The following is a 16727-nucleotide window of genomic DNA, read 5'->3' as shown; positions in this document are numbered from 1 at the left end:
AAATCGCTTCTGGCAATCTCTTTCCCGTTTACTGTTATAAATAGGTTTTGTTCTTTGAACAATTCTCTTAAGAATTTTCAAGGATTCTTTAGCACTGTTCAGTTATCAAGGTTCGCTGTCGGCTCTCACGAGCCAGCTTGAATATATTAGCATAATCACTTTCGAATGTCAAGCACTTTTTTTCACTTTTTATTCGATGTTTTTCTGCTCTTTCAAGCTTAACGGAGAAGGAGGGATTTGAACCCTCGCGCCGCTATTAACGACCTACTCCCTTTCCAGGGGAGCCCCTTCGGCCAGCTTGGGTACTTCTCCAAGATGCCCGGTCCTCATAACCCGGTATTTCATATATAATAACTCGTCCTGTCATCGACAGTGGTTATTAACGGAGAGGGTGGGATTCGAACCCACGCGCCCTTTCGGACAAACGGTTTTCAAGACCGCCTCGTTATGACCACTTCGATACCTCTCCACACTCTGACGCGCTCACCGCCTTAGCGTGGCGACAGATTGTATTCTAGCATTTTTAGCCTTCCCTGTCAACATTTTTTTAAACTTTTTTTGGCAAAAAATTCACTAAAATTTAAAGCCCGTTTTTGGCACAAAATTTCCCTGCTCCGGCACCGATTCAGATGCCCTTCAGGAACGCCTCCGCAATCTTCAGATCCTCCGGCGTCGTAATCTTGATGTTCTCATAAGAGCCCTCTACCAGACGGACTTTTGTGTCGGTAAACGCCTCCACAATCATCGCGTCGTCCGTCACGTCCGTGCGCCCGCTTTTCTCAAGCTCCGCATAGGCCCGGTACGCAAGACGGAAATCAAAGACCTGGGGAGTCTGAATGCTCCAGACAAGACTCCGCGCCGGCGTCATCGCCACAAACCCATCCTGATCCGCAATCTTTACCGTGTCCTTGGAGGGCATTCCCACAGCACAGGCATGATACTTTTCCACTGCGTCAAAGGCGCGGGATAGAATTTCCTCGTGGATAAACGGACGGACACCGTCATGGATGAATACGCAGCCTTCCTTTTCCTCCTCCGTCAGAGTATGCTCCAGAGCCTGAAGGCCCTTCCAGACCGAAGCATAACGCTCCGCCCCGCCTTCCACAACCATTTTCACTTTACTGAATCCATACTTTTCTACAATTTCCTTCTGTACAAAAGGAATCTCGGCCGCCCCGGTGACCAGAATCATACTGTCAATCAGCGGCGAATCCTGAAAGGCGGCCAGCGAATAATACAGCACCGGTCTGCCGCAAATCTCCAGAAACTGCTTCTGTATTCTGCTGCCCATCCGTTTTCCCTGGCCTGCTGCCAGCACGATGGCCGTACATTTTCTCCGCTTCATTCTCACCGCTCCCCCAGTTTCAGATTCGGAACCGCATTCAGGTCAAGACCGTCCCTTTTTCCGGCAATGAATTCATAGTAAGCCGCCACGCCAATCATAGCCGCATTATCCGTACAGAAAATCGGTGAAGGATGGTAAAAACGGATGTGATTCTTTTCACAGGCTTCCGTAAACGCCGCCCGCAGAGTAGAATTGGAAGCCACGCCGCCCGCAATCGCGAATTTATCCAGGCCGCTGTCCCGGACCGCCTGCATGGCATGCTCCACCAGTACGTCGCAGACCGCCTTCTGGAAGGAAGCCGCCACGTCTGCCCGGTTCACCGTCTCACCCTTCATCTGACAGCCGTTCAGGTAATTCAGCACCGCTGATTTCAGTCCGCTGAAGCTGAAGTCATAGGGCGAATCCTCAAACTTCGGCCTGGGAAATGCAATAGCGTCCGGATTTCCTTCCTTTGAAAGCCTGTCAATCTTCGGGCCTCCCGGATAACCGAGGCCGATGGCGCGGGCTACCTTGTCAAAAGCCTCGCCTGCCGCGTCGTCTCTTGTCCGGCCGAGAATCTCATAGGTTCCATAATCGCGCACAATCACCAGATGCGTGTGGCCGCCGGACACCACCAGGCAGACAAACGGAGGCTCCAGATCGGGATTTTCAATATAATTGGCGGAAATATGGCCTTCTATATGATGCACACCTACCAGCGGCAGCTTTTTCGCGTAGCTGATCGCCTTCGCTTCCGCCACTCCCACAAGAAGGGCGCCCACAAGGCCCGGCCCGTAAGTGACGCCTATGGCGTCCAGATCATCCAGAGTCATGCCCGCAGTGTCCAGAGCTTCCTGGATCACCTGATTGATTTTTTCGATATGCTTCCGGGAAGCGATTTCAGGCACCACGCCTCCGTAAAGCTTGTGCAGCTCAATCTGCGACGAGATTATATTGGAAAGAACGCAGCGGCCATTCTTCACCACCGCTGCCGCCGTCTCATCACAGGAGCTTTCTATTGCCAGTATATAGATATCTTTTTCCGTGTTGCTGCTCATTTCTCATCATCCTCAAAATTCAGTTCTGCAGATTTCCTGTCTTTGCCGGCCTTCGCCCGCGGGAAAATGCGGCGCACCTCATCCATGAATTCCTCCGGCCGCGTCAGCGACGGACTGTAATGGGTCAGCCACAGCTCTCCCACCTCTGCTTCCTTTGCCAGACGAGCCGCCTCGTAAAAGGTCATATGCTTATGCTCCACCGCCTTAGCCTGCTTGTCCTTTTCTCCATACATGCCTTCGCAGATAAACAGATCGGCGCCCTTTGCGTTTTCCACAATGGAGGGCGTGGGCCGCGTATCTGTACAGTAGACCACCTTGATGCCCTTCCGCGGAGCGCCCATCACCAAATCCGGCGTATAGACGGTATCTCCGTCCTCCACGGTCTCCCCCTTCTGCAGCCGGTTCCAGAACTGTTTTGGAATATTCAGCTCCAGCGCCCGGTCCAGCTGAAATTTCCCGGCGCGGTCGATTTCGATGGAATATCCATAACAGGTGACATTGTGGTTGACCCGGAAAGCCCTGATCCGGTAGCCGTTTATGCTGATTTCTTCCTGAGGCTTCGTAAGCTCCCGAAATTCGATGGGAAAGGGAAGCTCAGGCGCGATGACCCGGAGAGCGTTCACCACCCGTTCCAGCCCTCTGGGGCCTATAAGAGTCAGAGGCTCTGTCCTCTCCGCATTTCCCATGGTCAGCAGAAGCCCCGGAAGGCCGCTGATATGATCCCCATGAAAATGCGTAAAACAGATCACGTCAATGGGCTTGAAGCTCCAGCCCTTTTCCTTGATCGCAATCTGTGTTCCCTCTCCGCAGTCTATGAGAAGACTGCTTCCATTATATCTGGTCATCAGCGCTGTCAGCCAGCGGTAGGGAAGCGGCATCATGCCTCCGCTTCCCAGCAAACATACATCTAACATTTCCGTCTCCTATTATAAATACTCTGCCTGCTCCGTCCTGGTCAGGGGAATCCGGAACTGCTCCGTCATCTTGTCGTAGCATTCTTCACAGAGATCAAACCGGTCGATCTCTCCGTCCTTGCCGGACATATATTCCCAGACCTGGCGTACAGAAAAGACACCCTCCATAGGCATCCCCCTTTTGACTGCAATCACCTTGCCGCAGCCATTGCAGATAATCCTGTCCAGAATTCTTGCTTCTTTATTTTTATACTCACGCATCCTGCTCATCCTCCCTGGTTTCGGATACCGCCGTCCCCGGCGGCGTCTGCTTTTCGTTACGTGAATATTTTACAAAATAACTGTTCCCTCAGGTAGTGGGAATCACTGTCATACAGCCGGAAAACACTGCCACAGACCCAGGATGCAGACAGGTTCTGCCTTTTCTCCTCAGTCCTTCAGGCATTTCTGCATGATCACAGCGTCTTCCCGGGGCTTCTCATAGAAATTCCGGCGCAGGCCCATGTTCTGAAATCCCTGCCCTTCATACAGACGGATGGCAGCCTGATTGCCTGCTCTTACTTCCAGCAGAAAAACCCAGGCCCCCCGGGCTTCCCCCACGCGGAACAGCTCCTGCAGCAGCGCCTTTGCGATGCCGCGGCCGCGGAATTCCTGCTTCACCGCCACATTGGTGATCTCCGCTTCCTCCAGGCTCTGATAACAGCCGCAGTAACCTGCGACCCGCCCTTCGCACTCCGCTGTGAGAAAGACCGCATAGGAAAGCGCAAGACTGTCCCGAAAGCTCTGCTCTGACCAGGGAACGGAAAAAACCTCCCCTTCAATCCTGCTTACTTCCGGAAGATCCCGTTCCTCCATAGGGCGGATGACCCACTCACTCATGAAGCCCTGCCTCTTTCTGCTCTTTCTGCTCTTTCTGCTCTTCCGCTTTTTCTTTTTCCACTCTTTCCGCTTTTTCTGCCTTTGCTTTTTCCGCTTTCTCACGCGCCTCTTTTTCCGCGCGTTCCCGCTCAGCCTGGGAAGGCCGCAGGTAATCCGGCCTGTGCTCTGCCGCAGTCTCGATCTTTCCAGCCCGCACATAGGACACAGCCAGAGCCGCCACCGCTCCCGCCCTCTGCTTGTTCAGATGGGCCGGCGCAAAGGAAAAGTCCATTCCCTGCATCAGTTCTTCCATGAGCGCCTTCCGGAAGACAGGCACACCGTCTCCCAGGAAAACCACCTCCCGGCCGAGGGCGCGCAGCTTTCCGGCAATCACTTCGATGCCCACTGCCATCTGGGGCTCAATTACTGAAAGCTCATTGTTCCGGAATTCATAGATTCCCGTATAGACCTGATTTCTGCGGGCGTCCATCAGCGGACAGATGACACGGTCCGTTCCATATAAATTGTAAGCCAGAGCGTCCACCGTAGGCACATGGACAAGAGGCTTGTCCAGGGCAAGGCCCAGGCCCTTGGCTGTCGCCGATCCGATTCGCAGTCCTGTAAAGGACCCGGGGCCGGCCGCCACGGCAATGGCATCTATGGTATTCAGATCCAGCTCAATCATGCGGGCAATCTCGTCCAGCATGGGGAGCAGGGTCTGAGAATGTGTCTTCTTATAATTCACCGTATATTCTGCCAGAAGACTGCTGTTCACTCCGTCGTCTTCCACTACAGCCACAGAGGCCACCAGGCCCGAGCTGTCCAGCGCCAGTATTTTCATCTTATCTCCTCCACCGTAATTTTCCGGTAGTCAAAACCCTTTTCCAGATCCTTTTCTATCCGGACTGCAGTTCTCTGGACCGGAAGAAGCTCTTCAATCAGCTCCGCCCATTCGATCAGGCATACGCCCTCTCCATAGAAATAGTCCTCATATCCGATTTCGTCCATTTCCTCGATGTCGCCAATCCGGTACACATCGAAGTGGTAAAAAGGGAGCCGTCCTCCGTCATACTCCTGCACGATTGTAAATGTGGGGCTGTTCACATGCTCTGTAATGCCAAGCCCCCGGGCAAAGCCCTGGGTAAACACGGTTTTGCCGGTCCCCAGATCTCCGGTCAGGGTGTAGATGCTGCCCGGAGCCGCAAGCCGCCCGAGCTTTTCCCCGAGCTCTCGGGTCTCTTTTTCTGAAAATGTCTCTGCTATCATACTATATCTGTTCTCCAAAAAGGAGCCAGGCATAAAAATGGCTCTGGCTCCTTACTTTCAGCCGTTTTCTGCGGCTTTCATTATAGCACACTCATTTTGCCGCTGTCTACCTGGAATTGACAGTCAGTGCCTTTTCAGAATCGGGCTGATATGCTTATACAGCAGCATGGTGACGACCGAAACAATCAGACCCTTTAAAATGTTGAACGGCACGACAGCAAAGAAAACGAGGGTCCACACGCTGTCGATGCCGGCGTTGATCGCCGTCCCCATTCCGATAATAGCTTCCATGGACATCCCATACAGCTCCGCAAATTTGGGAAGCAGATAAAGGGCGTTGAAAGCGCTTCCGAAAATCGTCATAATCACAGTTCCCAGCGTCAAGCCCAGGAGCGCCATCTTTTTGCTCTTTCTGATATAGTAGACGATGGACGCAGGAAGTACAAGACTGCATCCCACCACAAAATTAGCAAAGTCTCCCACAAAGGCCGTCGTGGTTCCTTTCAGCACCAGCTTCAGCAGAACCTTGCACAGCTCCGCCGCCACTCCGGCCACAGGTCCCATGGCAAAGGCACAGATCATAACGGGGATCTCGCTGAAGTCCAGCTCGTAAAAGCTGGGCGCAAACCAAAGGGGCAGTTCAAAATACATCAGGACCGCCGCAATAGCTGAAAATACGCCTACGATAGCAACCCGGCGGGTGGGCGTATTGCTCCGGGGCATGGCGTTCTTCTTCCGAAGTACCTTTTCTGTCACGCTTGCTATCACAAAGATAGCCACCACAATCAGAAGGCATACCGCCAGAAACGTAAGATTTTCCTCCGCGCTTTGAATTAGATTTGACATGCTGCATTTCTCCTTTCAGTAATCCGATAAATTCCGCAGTTTTCCGCTGCAGGATACAGAAAGGGCAATTCTTCAACTGTATTGACGCCGCATCTTGAGAAACTCTCCTTTTCCGGCAAATACAAAAACCCTGAGCGTACATCCTGCTCAGGGCAAAAAAGCAAAGCAAAAAAAAGCTTCGTTTTCTTCTCTCATCCAGACTTTACTGTCGGTACCGGAATTCTGCTGCATCCTTTTCTTTCCTGTATGTACTGCGCGCTCACCGGTTCAGCCGCCCAAAGGCGGGTCGCGGACTTTACCGCCGGTCGGGAATTCCGGTTCTGCGCTTTCTGCGGTTCTCTGCTGGCCGCGGCTTTTCAGCCGTTTCCAAAACAGGTACTGCATAATTGCGGACCGGTCACCCTGCCCTGAAGAATTAACCGTATTCTATTTCCAAAGAAATTATAACCCCGGAATGGCAGATGTGCAAGACATTTTTCAACCCTCCTCTGAACCGGAAAATTTCTCATCCCTCAGCGCCCCGGCAGCCGCTTCTGCCATTTGAATAACCGGAATATGGAATTGTATCATTTTTAAAGACCAAAACCTGTCCCGCAAAGGATCTTTGCGTGACTTTCCACGCTTTCTGATATACACTGTAAGCAGAAAAAACTTTGTCATCAAAAAATTGCTGGTAAGAGGAGGGGTATCATGGCTGACGTGGGAAAAAATATCCGGCATCTTCGGATTCAAAAACATATGACTCAGGATGAGCTGGCCGAAAGGCTCTTTGTGAGCCGTCAAACTGTCTCCCATTATGAGACCGGAAAATCCAACCCCGATATTGATATGCTGCTGAAAATTGCTGAAGTATTTCAGACAGATGTGACTGTTCTGATTTTCGGCACTTCGGATATGGCTGAGCGCAGAAAGGATGTCCGGCGGCTTGCCGCTGCCGGAGCAGTTCTGATGGTTCTGGTGCTTTTTTATCTGTTTGCGGTTCCCCGGGCAAGGAGTCTGCAGATGAGCTTATATATATCTTCTCCCTTATTCTGTATGCGCCTGCTTCTGATTCCGCTGATTCTTCTTTTGCTGGGATGGAGCCTGGCACAATTCGGAAAAGTATGGATGCGAACCCGCGCGCTTTCCGGCCGCTGGGTAACTGTCGTTTTCTGGGCGGCACTTTTTCTGATAATGCTGTATTTTTTCAGTATATTTCCTTTCCTCGCAGATATTGTGTATCAGGATTTGCAATACCTGCCCGCCTTTCGTTCACCTGATTATTCCGGTTTCTTCAGCAGTGACAGTTCTTCTCTTTTCCCGGATTTTCTCATGAATTACAGCGGTCTTTTCCTGATCCACACCTATGCACTCCGTTCCTCCTTCCTGTTCTATCTTCCATGGCTTCTGGGAGGCATCATATTATGGAACGGATCGGGAAAACACTTTTCCTTCCGGCGCAAAAAGAATAAACCTTCTGCGAATGCCTGAACGTAAAGCCAAAAGGCCGGAGTCTTATGAATTTCCTGGCCTTTCCGCTTTACGTCTCTGTTTCTTATAGACTTTCCATGGGCTTCTCACGGATTCAGTTCGGCAATTCTGGACACGGCCACATAGATCTCCGATACCTTATACCAGGTAGGATAATCTACGATGCCGGTCTGAGGCAGGCCGAAGATGGACTGGAAGGTCCGCACGGAACTGGCTGTGGCAGGCCCATAGATTCCATCCTCGGAAATCGTGGGCATAGCCGGATACGCCTTTGCTATCCGATTCAGCTGCTCCTGAAGCTGCAGCACCTTCTGTCCCCGTGAGCCTTCGCTCAGATTATTTCCCGGCCAGGAATAGGGCACTCCCGAGATCTCTTCCGCTGTGTTGATATAAATAGATTCCCCGTAATAATTCCGCAGAATCTGGATGGCGCTGTAGCCCTGTTCTCCCAGGGCCTGACTTCCCCACTGGCTCATCCAGTTGGGGCAGGTCACCCTGCGGCCGTCACAGTACTGGGTGAGAATGGGCTGCTTTACATTCGGCCGGGACAGATAGTTTCCAAACATTTCGTCCACAATCCTGGATATGTTCTCATAAATATTTCTGTTATGAATCCACTTGTGGTCAAAGGCTGTGGAGGAAGTGATGGTAAAATCATAGCCTTTGTTCCTATACCATTCGGTATATACCCGATTCAGTGTAAATGACATGATCGCCAGCACATTGGCCCGGATTGCCGCGTCCGTCCAGGTGGCATAGATTTCGCTGCTGGCCACATTCTTGATATAATCCCGGTAGCGGACCCAGTAATTGACCGCCGTGCTGTCAGTAGGCACCCCGTCGTGTACAATCACAAACTCCGGCACTACCACCCGGCTTAAGACAATCTCTCCGGTCTCATTGGTGGGCTTAATCTCCGCCTCCGCGATTTTCGGCGGATAATCCCCAAATAACGTATGGGCCGGAATCACGAACCTCTCATATTCTTCTCCCTGCTCCGGAATCATCTGTATCTCCTGCAGGGCGGTTACCTCCGGAAGAATCTCAGCCCCTACCACTTCCACCGGTTCAAAGCCCGGGGCAGTGATGGAAAGTGTATATTCCGAATAGGGCTGCTCCTCACTGGGCTCTATGCTGTACTCCAGCGGCGGCGCGGCAAGCTCCAGCTCCTCTGTATTGCCGGAGCTGTCTGTGGTCACCTCCTCAAGCTGCCGATCCGGCTCCCCTGTATAAGAAACCGTTATCCTCGCTCCGGAAATCGGCGTGCCCCCCGAGGCCGCCGTGACGTGAATTTTCAGGCGTCCTTCATCCGGCCGGTCTGTCTGCATGGCTTTTATGGAAAAACTGCGCATACGTTCCCCTTTAAAATTCAGGTTTTCCTTACAATATATGCGGATAGAAGCAAAAAATCTCTTTTTATAATAAACAAATATCGCTCATACAAACTGTTCCGTTCTCTGTTTTTTAGCTCAGAACCCCTAAAGAAAGAACACTTCTCGGTACACCGACTCCATGTTGAATTTTAACAGCATGCAGTCTGACACAATTTTATAATCGGAACTGTTGCCTTTTATTCTACCGGGCCTGTTTTCCCTGCTCCGGAAAAAGTTGTGAAAACACACCACCTCTCTCCAGGGCTGTTATCAGGATGTTACCGGATAGACTGCCATTCCCTGCCACAGCCAGTTTTCTTGTCTACATGTTTCTCCTTTCTCCGTTCGGAAGGTCAAGAGATCCTTTTATTTACTCCCACCCCATTTTTGAATATATTATTTACCAAACAAAGCCCATTACCTGGTGCCTCTCCCTTGCCCTCAATAGTCTTTTTCTGCCTCGATCTCTCTGTCATATAAAAGGAGAGGGAGCACCGCACCAAATCAGTGCACAAGTCCCTCTCATATGACATCGCATATTTATGTCTATAGATTGTTTTTGTTAATAATTATCATCGCAAGTTAATTTTAACGCAAAAAGGACCTTGGGCTTATTTTGGCCCATGGTCCTTCTTTGTTTTAGGCTGTGCTTTTTTCGCAGCCTCATTTTGCTCCAAACATTCTTGATTCAATTAGTCCATTGCTCCATTACTCAATTACATTACATTTCCCAGCAGAATCCAAAGGGGATTCCTATTTCATAAAGCGGTCGATAGCTGCCGTCAATTCCTCGATGGCTTCATGATCGCCGCTCTCCACCGCGTCCACCAGGCAGTGCTCGATGTGATCTTTTAAAATCACCTTTGCCGTATTATTGATGGCTGCCTTCACTGCCGAAAGCTGAACCAGCACTTCGCTGCAGTCCCGGCCGTCCTCTACCATCCGCTTGATGGACTCCATATGACCAATTGCCCGGGAAAGACGGTTCAGTACCGCTTTCGTATTTGTATGGGTGTGAGTATGATTATGCTCGTGGGTATGTTCATACACTGTTCCGTCCGGAGCAGTATGGGTATGTCTTTCTTCACTCATAGATTTCCTGTCACTTTCTATGTCCTTTTTGTTCCGGAAGGCACCGGACTGATGTGTTTCCGTATACCATGTCCTTCGGACATGGCCCCTCCGGGGGATGCCATGCGGCGCGGTATAATACCTTCCGGTATTATACCATGTCCTTCGGACATGGCCCCTCCGGGGGATGCCATGCGGCGCGGTATAATACCTTCCGGTATTATACCATGGAGTGAAGCAAAAGACAATCCGCCCCACGGGGATGTTTTTTAGCGCTGTTTTTTATATTTGCAGGCGTATATTTACAGGCATATTTGCAAACCCCGCAGTGGTATATTTGATTATGTCCGTAAAATATTTTTGGCTCTGCATATTACAGCATAGAATCCTTCAGCACCCCCTGCTCTCTGAGGACTTTCTCTATTACGGTTCCTTTTACCAGCTTCAGCAGCGGCTTTTTCAACGCGTTCAGCGGACCGGGGAGTTCTATTTCCAGCGGGGATTTGCCATCCATCAGGCACACGGAGCTTCTGAGCAGTTCCCGGATATCGTAGACACTGCCCCATACCTCCGGTACACCCCGGTCCACGCCCAGCAGACCGTACACTGCTTCCATAGCTGTCCTTACCGAGTATTCCGTCGTAAATACCGTATCTCTGGGTGTCTCCGCGAACTGTCCGAGAAAAGCAAAGTTCACGCAGCCATCCGGAATCACATCCGGCCGGTCTCCCTTTGTCCGGGGCATGAAAAAGGCTGTGATATAGGGCATCATAGTCGGCACGCACACTGCGCTGTGCTCCGCCAGTTCGGGAATCTCTGCCTCCGGGACACCGATATGGTAGAGCCATTCCTCCGTAATTTCCTTTCCCGTACATTCCCGCATGGGCTTCTTCACATAATCTCCCGGTACGTCCGTAAAAAGACCGTATACCCAGACACATACTTTTTCCGGCTCCTGCTCCTTAAACTGTCCCTGCCGGTTGATCGTCCAGCTCATAAGCCAGCTGGAATCCTTGCAGCTCACGATTCCGCCCGTCACTACCTGCCCGCTTCTCGGGTCACGTTTGCAGATGTTGGTGATATACGGAAGAATCCTGTCATCCAGTGTTGTCACGGTAGCTGATTCCCAGTTGGTCTTTGTGACATCAGAGCAGAATTTTTCCGGCCGGCCAAAGACAGCGTCCTGTTTCGCGATGTTTTTCCACAGGTTCCAGCATCCGCTGGTCCGTACCTCCGCGTCTCCGTTGGGCGCATGATTCTGGTCCCCGTAAATGGTGCCTTCCGTACAGCTTCCGTTTGTGACAAACACCAGATCGTTTTCTGTCAGGGAAATGCCTGTCTCCACGCCTTTCACCCTGCACTCAATCATCCTTGCTGTCTTTTTTCCATCTTTTATGTCAAAAATGACGTTGGTCACTTCCGTATGAAACTGAAAATCTACCCCCGCTTCCTCCAGATATTTCTGCATGGGCAGAATCAGTGATTCATACTGATTATATCTCGTGAATTTCAGAGCGCTGAAATCCGGAAGACCGGCGATATGATGGAGAAATCTCTGAAAATACAGTTTCATTTCCAGAGCGCTGTGCCAGTTTTCAAAGGCAAACATGGTTCGCCAGTAAAGCCAGAATGTGGACTCAAATACCTCTTCGTCAAAGACATCCTCTATCGTCTTGTCATACAGATCTTCATCCTTTGTCATAAACAGCTTTACTATCTCCATGCACCCTTTCTGGCTCAGATTAAACCTTCCGTCCGTATGGGCATCCTCTCCTCTGTTTACGGTGGCCCTGCACAGAGAGTAATTCGGATCATGCTTATTCAGCCAGTAAAATTCGTCCAGCACAGAGGCCTCCGGCTTCTCCAGGGACGGAATGCTGCGGAACAGATCCCAGAGGCACTCAAAATGATCCTCCATCTCTCTGCCGCCCCGCATGACATAGCCGCGTCCCGGATCGAAAATTCCATCACAGGCGCCTCCCGCCACATCCATGGCTTCCAGAATATGAATATGAGACCCCGGCATCTGTCCGTCTCTGACCAGAAAGCAGGCCGCCGCCAGGGAAGCCAGTCCGCTGCCAACAATGTAAGCGCTCTTTTCTTCTACCCCTTCCGGCTTCTCGGGTCTTGCAAAAGCCTCATAATTTCCTTTGCTGTAATAGATTCCCCTGCTGTTCTTTTTCTGCTTCCCCAGCTCTGTATTCCGGAAGCTTCCGCTTTCTCCGGGTTCTCCGGATTTTCCGGATTTTCCACGCTCTTCTTCCGTCTTCCTGTTTCTGGATTTTTTCGCAATTACTGCCGCGGCTCCCGCGCCTGCGGCGACTGCTGATATAACTGCCAGTCTGGTATTCTTTTTTGACATTTCCACTAACCGCCTTTCCAATTTTAAATTTATTTTCCACATCATTCCGCTGTACTTCATCTGTACAGGATTATCTTAACCCGGCGGCGCGTTACAATCCATTTACAAAACAGGACGGATGATAAAAAACTTATCATCCGTCCTGTTTTGATAAAATTTTTCTGCTATATCCCGGTCCTGCCCGGGCTGCTCTGCCTGCCCTGTACAAAATTGTCAATGGAATTTTGTATATTTCCCCGGAGAGTCAGGCTTATCTTTCTTACCAGTTCCTGATAGTCCTCTTTCATTCCCCGGCGAATCCAGTCCAGCATAATTCCTACAAAGCTGTACTTATAAAACTCTGCGATGAAGCGTCTGTCCTCCTCTGAAATCTCTGCTGTCTCCGCTTTTTCCTCTACGACGCCCCGGATTAAATCATACGTGAGCTGAAACAGGAAATTCTCTATCTGCTCCCGTCCGATACAGCGGTACGCATTCAGGATAAAGGGTTTATTTTCAAGTACAGCCTCAAAGATCTGAAGGAGCCCTTCCTGCCAGGTGTCATAGGTCTTTTTCCCCTGAAGCGCCTTTCTCGCGTCCTCCAGGCAGGTCCATTCAATCAGATCATAAATATCCTTAAAATGATAATAGAAGGCCATCCGGCTGATGCCGCACTCTTCTGTCAGATCGTGTATCGTAATTTTATCCAGAGGCTTTTTTAAAAGCTGTTTTTTCAGAGCCTCCTCCAGCTCCTGCTTTGTCGAATTTGCCATACCCTTATTTATTCAAACCAGAATCCTGTAAAATCATACTTGAACGTCCGGTAATTCTGCATGTCACACTCATATGAAAATTCCCGGATCAGGTTTCCTTCCGCGCCATATTCTCCAAAGACCTTGGACACTCCGCTGTTAACAACCCAGTGTCCGCTGTCTCCGTATACGGAACCGTTTGAAACGATACTGGAATAGGGAACGTCAAAGGAAGAGTCCAGCGCAAAGGTGCCGTTATTCTCATCGATCTTATAAACGTAGACCTGGCTTGTCTCATCTCCCAGACCATACAAATCTGTCCCGACGCTGTCTGCAAGTTCCAAATCAAAATCATCCCGGCTGTTCAGAGACCAGTAGTTGTTATTGTATATAGCCAGGTAATAGACGTCTTCCTCATCTCCGTCATAGAGATATTCCACACAATGCTGGCCGTACTGGGGCACGAAATCTCCTTCCTGTTCCAGACAGTAATCTGCGTACGGCGTATCATCCCAGAAACGGCTGTCTCCTGCCAGCCAGTCAAGTTCTGTGTCCCCATGGATATTCTTCAGCTTGATGATCGTAGAAGTCTCTCTCGACGATACGATCAGGCTGTCATCCTCTTCCATGTACTGAAGGCTGTTCAGATGAATCCAGTCCCATTCTCCGGCCTGCCAGAAGAAATCGTCTGTAGCCGAAATCGGGCGGGTCATCTCATAATATCCGGACATGGCCTCTTTGAAATCGATAAGCTGTGTGACCTCTCCGCTCTCCATATCGATGGAAATCAGCAAATCCTCTACATTTTCTGAACCCTCCAGCTCTGCCAGAGCCAGAATTTCCCCATCCTGTCCGAATCCTATGTCATGATGAAGGGCATATTCTCCCAGATCATAGACCTGCTCTACCTGTCCCAGCCCATTCAGGCGCGCGAGTTTTCCATTTGATACGCAGGTAATAATGGTATCGCCGTCAAACAAGATCCTGTCCGGCCCATATCCTTCCAGCACCATCTCATACCGGAGAACGCCTTCGTTATCAAAGAAAAAGCTGTAGCCCAGATATCCATTGATGCGCATCATCGCGTACAGACCATCCGCAGGCTCTTCCTCCGAAGTCCCGTCGGTATATTCCAGGCGTGTCGGATATCCGGACTGGGTCTCCGGCATATCTACCGTAAAATGAACAACCTGCCGTACATTGCCCCAGGAACCTGTGACGGTCAGCGTAACTTCATTGGTCATACCCGGCACCAGGCCGATAATCTGAAATTCATGGGTACGGCTGTAAGCATTTCCATCCTGATTGTCTGCCGTCGCCGTATAGTCGGAAATGCTCTCGTCTTCCACATGAATCGTATAGCTGACCTGGGTCTCCCGGTCTGTCTCAAAATACAGATACAGTCCATTGCTTCCCGTTCCGTAGGGATTGAGCACTGCAAGCGGAGTCTTAGCTGTCCAGTCCATAGTTTCTGTGTTTTTCAGATTTTCCAGCGCTCCCTCCAACCGACCCTGCACCGCTGTATCGTAGTAGGTAAACCCTTCCTCCTCAATATCCGTGGGGACAAGCTGCAGAACGCGGATGCTGTCACCCAGCTCGGCCTGAGCGTACTCGATCTGATGCTCTGCATCCTGATCAAAAACTTCCCCCACGTCGGTAGTCCAGTCTGTACGAACGACTGTCTCCTGTGCCGTAAAAGACTTTCCCACGTACATGGCAATCGCCGGGACTGCCGCAATCAGCACCAGCAGCACAGCCAGCACAATGAGAATCTTCTTTTTGACCCTTTTCCCTTTTTTGCCTTCTTCGCTTTTCATCCTTTCTCCTTTTCACTGCATAAATCTTTTTTATTCACCGCCGCAGACGGCCTCTGTCCTGGCTCCATCTCCGGCGCAGAATTTTCCATTTCAGTAAATCAGATCATTATGTTTTTCCTGTGAAGCATTTATAAAATATATGTAAAATATTCTTGTTCCCCCGGGCGGCAGAAGCGCACATACATCTCAGTTCCGCCGCCTGTGGAAAGGAATGAAAATTCAGGGAAAATTTTTCTCAGATACAGACTTATTTTACCGCTCTTCTATGCCATACGCAAGTCCTGTTTCTTTCATCAGCTCCATAAAAGGACGGGATGGAAAATATTCGGGTGAAAAGACACCGGTATCTCTCCAGATTCCTCTGGCAATCAGCTCAATTCCAAGGGCCGCGCCGAATCCTGTCTGGGCCACTACCGCCTGCATTCCGAATTTTTGCAGCGCGTCCTCATTGTCAAAAGGCTGATAGATAAAATATTCTCTGCGCTTTCCATCCTTCACACCGATGCAGTGTGCTCCCACACACATACCGCCCGTCATATCTGCGCCGATATCCTGGGGTTTCGGCGCGCAGGCCGCCACCACGTCTCTGGGGATCACCCGGACTCCGTCTACCTCGACGGGGCGGAGACTCCGAAGCCCCAGCCTGTCAATGACCTTCAGGGCATTCAGAAGGTTCTCGTCCAGCGCAATTTTAAAGCTTGCTTTTCGGAGGCCGTATTGCCCGAGATAACGGGGCAGCGTAACCACCTCTTCATGTTCTACCTTCACAAGACGGTTCATGCCGAAAGGCTCCGGCATCCGGAATTCTTCCTCGCCCGCAAAAGCATCCTCAATCAGGAAGCCTTTTTCCCTGTCCCACTCTGCGTTTGGGTTCATAACCTCATCCAGCACGGTCCAGGGATTGAAGCCGAATAAAATATCGTTTTTCTCACTTTCCGGAGGCGTCAGGTTGCCGCCGTCTTTGATATGTACTTCGTAAAGCTCGTCAAAGAGATATTCCGCCGCATACTTCGCGAAGACATTGACCACGCCCGGATCGATGCCAAGACAGATGCAGGCCATCTGTCCTTTTTCTTTCCATGCCTCATGCCGGTCGAAATTGTATTTCGTCATAGGCTCCAGATAACTGCCCTCAAAGCCTGTTCCAAACGCCGGATGCTCTTTCGGAACGGACCAGGTTCCCATGCTGGCATAATCGGCTCCGGCTTCATAGGCAGCGTCAAAAATGCAGTTGCTCACAAAAGGTGAGGCCGCATCCATCACAAAATCGATCCGGTGCTCCTGCATGAGCCGGACAAGCTCCTTTCTGTCATGCGCGTCCACGCAGGCGCTGGCAAAAACAATCCCGCTCCTTTCAGCCTCCAGGTGTCTTTGCACCTCTTCTGCCCGCTTCCCGTCGTAATCTGCTATCAGGACATAAGAAAGCCATCTGCCTTTCGCCCCGCGCTCTTTCAGTACTTTCAGTATACATTCTCCCACAGCTCCTGCGCCGACCAGCATCATCCTCATAACATTTTCTCCTTTCCTGCTGTGTCCCTCCGCGGCCGGCGGGCAGGGCGCGCCCCTGCCCGCCGTGGCCGCGGAAATCAAAAAGGACAGGGAAACAGATGCTTTCCATCTGTCTCTCTGTCCTTTTA

16 protein-coding genes and 2 tRNA genes are annotated in these 16727 nt (G+C 50.8%); 2 read left to right on the top strand and 16 right to left on the bottom strand.

Annotated elements, in window-relative coordinates; genetic code table 11:
• Positions 1 to 222: 222 nt before the first annotated feature.
• The 10 genes from B5E82_RS10775 to B5E82_RS10730 all read right to left on the bottom strand — a co-directional run bounded on the left by B5E82_RS10775 (position 223) and on the right by B5E82_RS10730 (position 6266).
• Positions 223 to 312: transfer RNA gene (locus tag B5E82_RS10775), tRNA-Ser, on the bottom strand.
• Positions 313 to 383: 71 nt separating this feature from the next.
• Positions 384 to 469, bottom strand: a tRNA-Ser gene (locus B5E82_RS10770).
• 156 nt (positions 470 to 625) lie between these two features.
• Entirely contained in the window at positions 626 to 1345 is a 720-nt protein-coding gene (gene ispD / locus B5E82_RS10765) for a 2-C-methyl-D-erythritol 4-phosphate cytidylyltransferase (protein WP_087307551.1), read from the bottom strand.
• A gap of 2 nt (positions 1346 to 1347) precedes the next feature.
• Positions 1348 to 2382: a tRNA (adenosine(37)-N6)-threonylcarbamoyltransferase complex transferase subunit TsaD gene (gene tsaD, locus B5E82_RS10760; protein WP_087307550.1), complete on the bottom strand. Its 1035-nt coding sequence runs from the start codon at positions 2380 to 2382 to the stop codon at positions 1348 to 1350.
• Complete coding sequence (locus B5E82_RS10755) at positions 2379 to 3296, bottom strand: ribonuclease Z (RefSeq protein ID WP_087307549.1); 918 nt, start codon at positions 3294 to 3296, stop codon at positions 2379 to 2381. Before B5E82_RS10755 ends, tsaD begins: the two co-directional genes overlap by 4 nt.
• A gap of 12 nt (positions 3297 to 3308) precedes the next feature.
• Positions 3309 to 3557, bottom strand: a complete 249-nt coding sequence (locus tag B5E82_RS10750; RefSeq protein WP_087307548.1) for a hypothetical protein — start codon at positions 3555 to 3557, stop codon at positions 3309 to 3311.
• A 168-nt stretch (positions 3558 to 3725) separates the two neighbouring features.
• A complete protein-coding gene (gene rimI / locus B5E82_RS10745; protein ID WP_087307547.1) occupies positions 3726 to 4175 on the bottom strand; it encodes a ribosomal protein S18-alanine N-acetyltransferase in 450 nt (149 codons plus the stop codon).
• Entirely contained in the window at positions 4168 to 4995 is an 828-nt protein-coding gene (gene tsaB / locus B5E82_RS10740) for a tRNA (adenosine(37)-N6)-threonylcarbamoyltransferase complex dimerization subunit type 1 TsaB (protein WP_087307546.1), read from the bottom strand. The genes rimI and tsaB overlap by 8 nt, the downstream gene beginning before the upstream one ends.
• Entirely contained in the window at positions 4992 to 5420 is a 429-nt protein-coding gene (tsaE, locus tag B5E82_RS10735; protein ID WP_087307545.1) for a tRNA (adenosine(37)-N6)-threonylcarbamoyltransferase complex ATPase subunit type 1 TsaE, read from the bottom strand. The genes tsaB and tsaE overlap by 4 nt, the downstream gene beginning before the upstream one ends.
• A 123-nt stretch (positions 5421 to 5543) precedes the next feature.
• Positions 5544 to 6266 carry an ECF transporter S component gene (locus B5E82_RS10730; RefSeq protein WP_087307544.1) on the bottom strand — a complete coding sequence of 241 codons (723 nt, stop codon included), beginning with the start codon at positions 6264 to 6266 and terminating at the stop codon, positions 5544 to 5546.
• Positions 6267 to 6956: 690 nt separating this feature from the next.
• Between B5E82_RS10730 and B5E82_RS10720 the strand changes: the two genes are divergently transcribed.
• A complete protein-coding gene (locus B5E82_RS10720; protein ID WP_087307542.1) occupies positions 6957 to 7736 on the top strand; it encodes a helix-turn-helix domain-containing protein in 780 nt (259 codons plus the stop codon).
• An 86-nt stretch (positions 7737 to 7822) separates the two neighbouring features.
• On the opposite strand, the gene B5E82_RS10715 is transcribed toward B5E82_RS10720, so the two are convergent.
• Both B5E82_RS10715 and B5E82_RS10710 read right to left on the bottom strand, forming a co-directional pair.
• The gene (locus tag B5E82_RS10715; RefSeq protein WP_087307541.1) at positions 7823 to 9088 is read right to left on the bottom strand and encodes a peptidoglycan-binding protein; all 1266 of its coding nucleotides are present in this window, start codon (positions 9086 to 9088) and stop codon (positions 7823 to 7825) included.
• 774 nt (positions 9089 to 9862) lie between these two features.
• On the bottom strand, positions 9863 to 10201 hold the full coding sequence (locus B5E82_RS10710) for a metal-sensing transcriptional repressor (protein WP_087307540.1): 339 nt from the start codon (positions 10199 to 10201) through the stop codon (positions 9863 to 9865).
• Between the two features lie 53 nt (positions 10202 to 10254).
• Between B5E82_RS10710 and B5E82_RS18125 the strand changes: the two genes are divergently transcribed.
• Entirely contained in the window at positions 10255 to 10416 is a 162-nt protein-coding gene (locus B5E82_RS18125) for a hypothetical protein (RefSeq protein WP_162610762.1), read from the top strand.
• A 137-nt stretch (positions 10417 to 10553) separates the two neighbouring features.
• Here B5E82_RS18125 and B5E82_RS10705 read toward each other — a convergent pair whose 3' ends face one another.
• The 4 genes from B5E82_RS10705 to B5E82_RS10690 all read right to left on the bottom strand — a co-directional run bounded on the left by B5E82_RS10705 (position 10554) and on the right by B5E82_RS10690 (position 16599).
• A complete protein-coding gene (locus B5E82_RS10705) occupies positions 10554 to 12542 on the bottom strand; it encodes an oleate hydratase (RefSeq protein ID WP_087307539.1) in 1989 nt (662 codons plus the stop codon).
• Positions 12543 to 12706: 164 nt separating this feature from the next.
• The gene (locus B5E82_RS10700) at positions 12707 to 13294 is read right to left on the bottom strand and encodes a TetR-like C-terminal domain-containing protein (protein WP_087307538.1); all 588 of its coding nucleotides are present in this window, start codon (positions 13292 to 13294) and stop codon (positions 12707 to 12709) included.
• An 8-nt stretch (positions 13295 to 13302) separates the two neighbouring features.
• A complete protein-coding gene (locus B5E82_RS10695) occupies positions 13303 to 15090 on the bottom strand; it encodes an aryl-sulfate sulfotransferase (protein ID WP_087307537.1) in 1788 nt (595 codons plus the stop codon).
• A 252-nt stretch (positions 15091 to 15342) separates the two neighbouring features.
• Entirely contained in the window at positions 15343 to 16599 is a 1257-nt protein-coding gene (locus B5E82_RS10690; protein ID WP_087307559.1) for a saccharopine dehydrogenase family protein, read from the bottom strand.
• Positions 16600 to 16727 lie beyond the last annotated feature (128 nt).

The sequence above is a fragment of the Lachnoclostridium sp. An138 genome, assembly GCF_002160765.1.
Classification (GTDB): domain Bacteria; phylum Bacillota; class Clostridia; order Lachnospirales; family Lachnospiraceae; genus Laedolimicola; species Laedolimicola faecalis.
The sequence above is the reverse complement of the archived record's forward strand: the minus strand, read 5'-3'. Positions and strand labels throughout refer to the sequence as shown.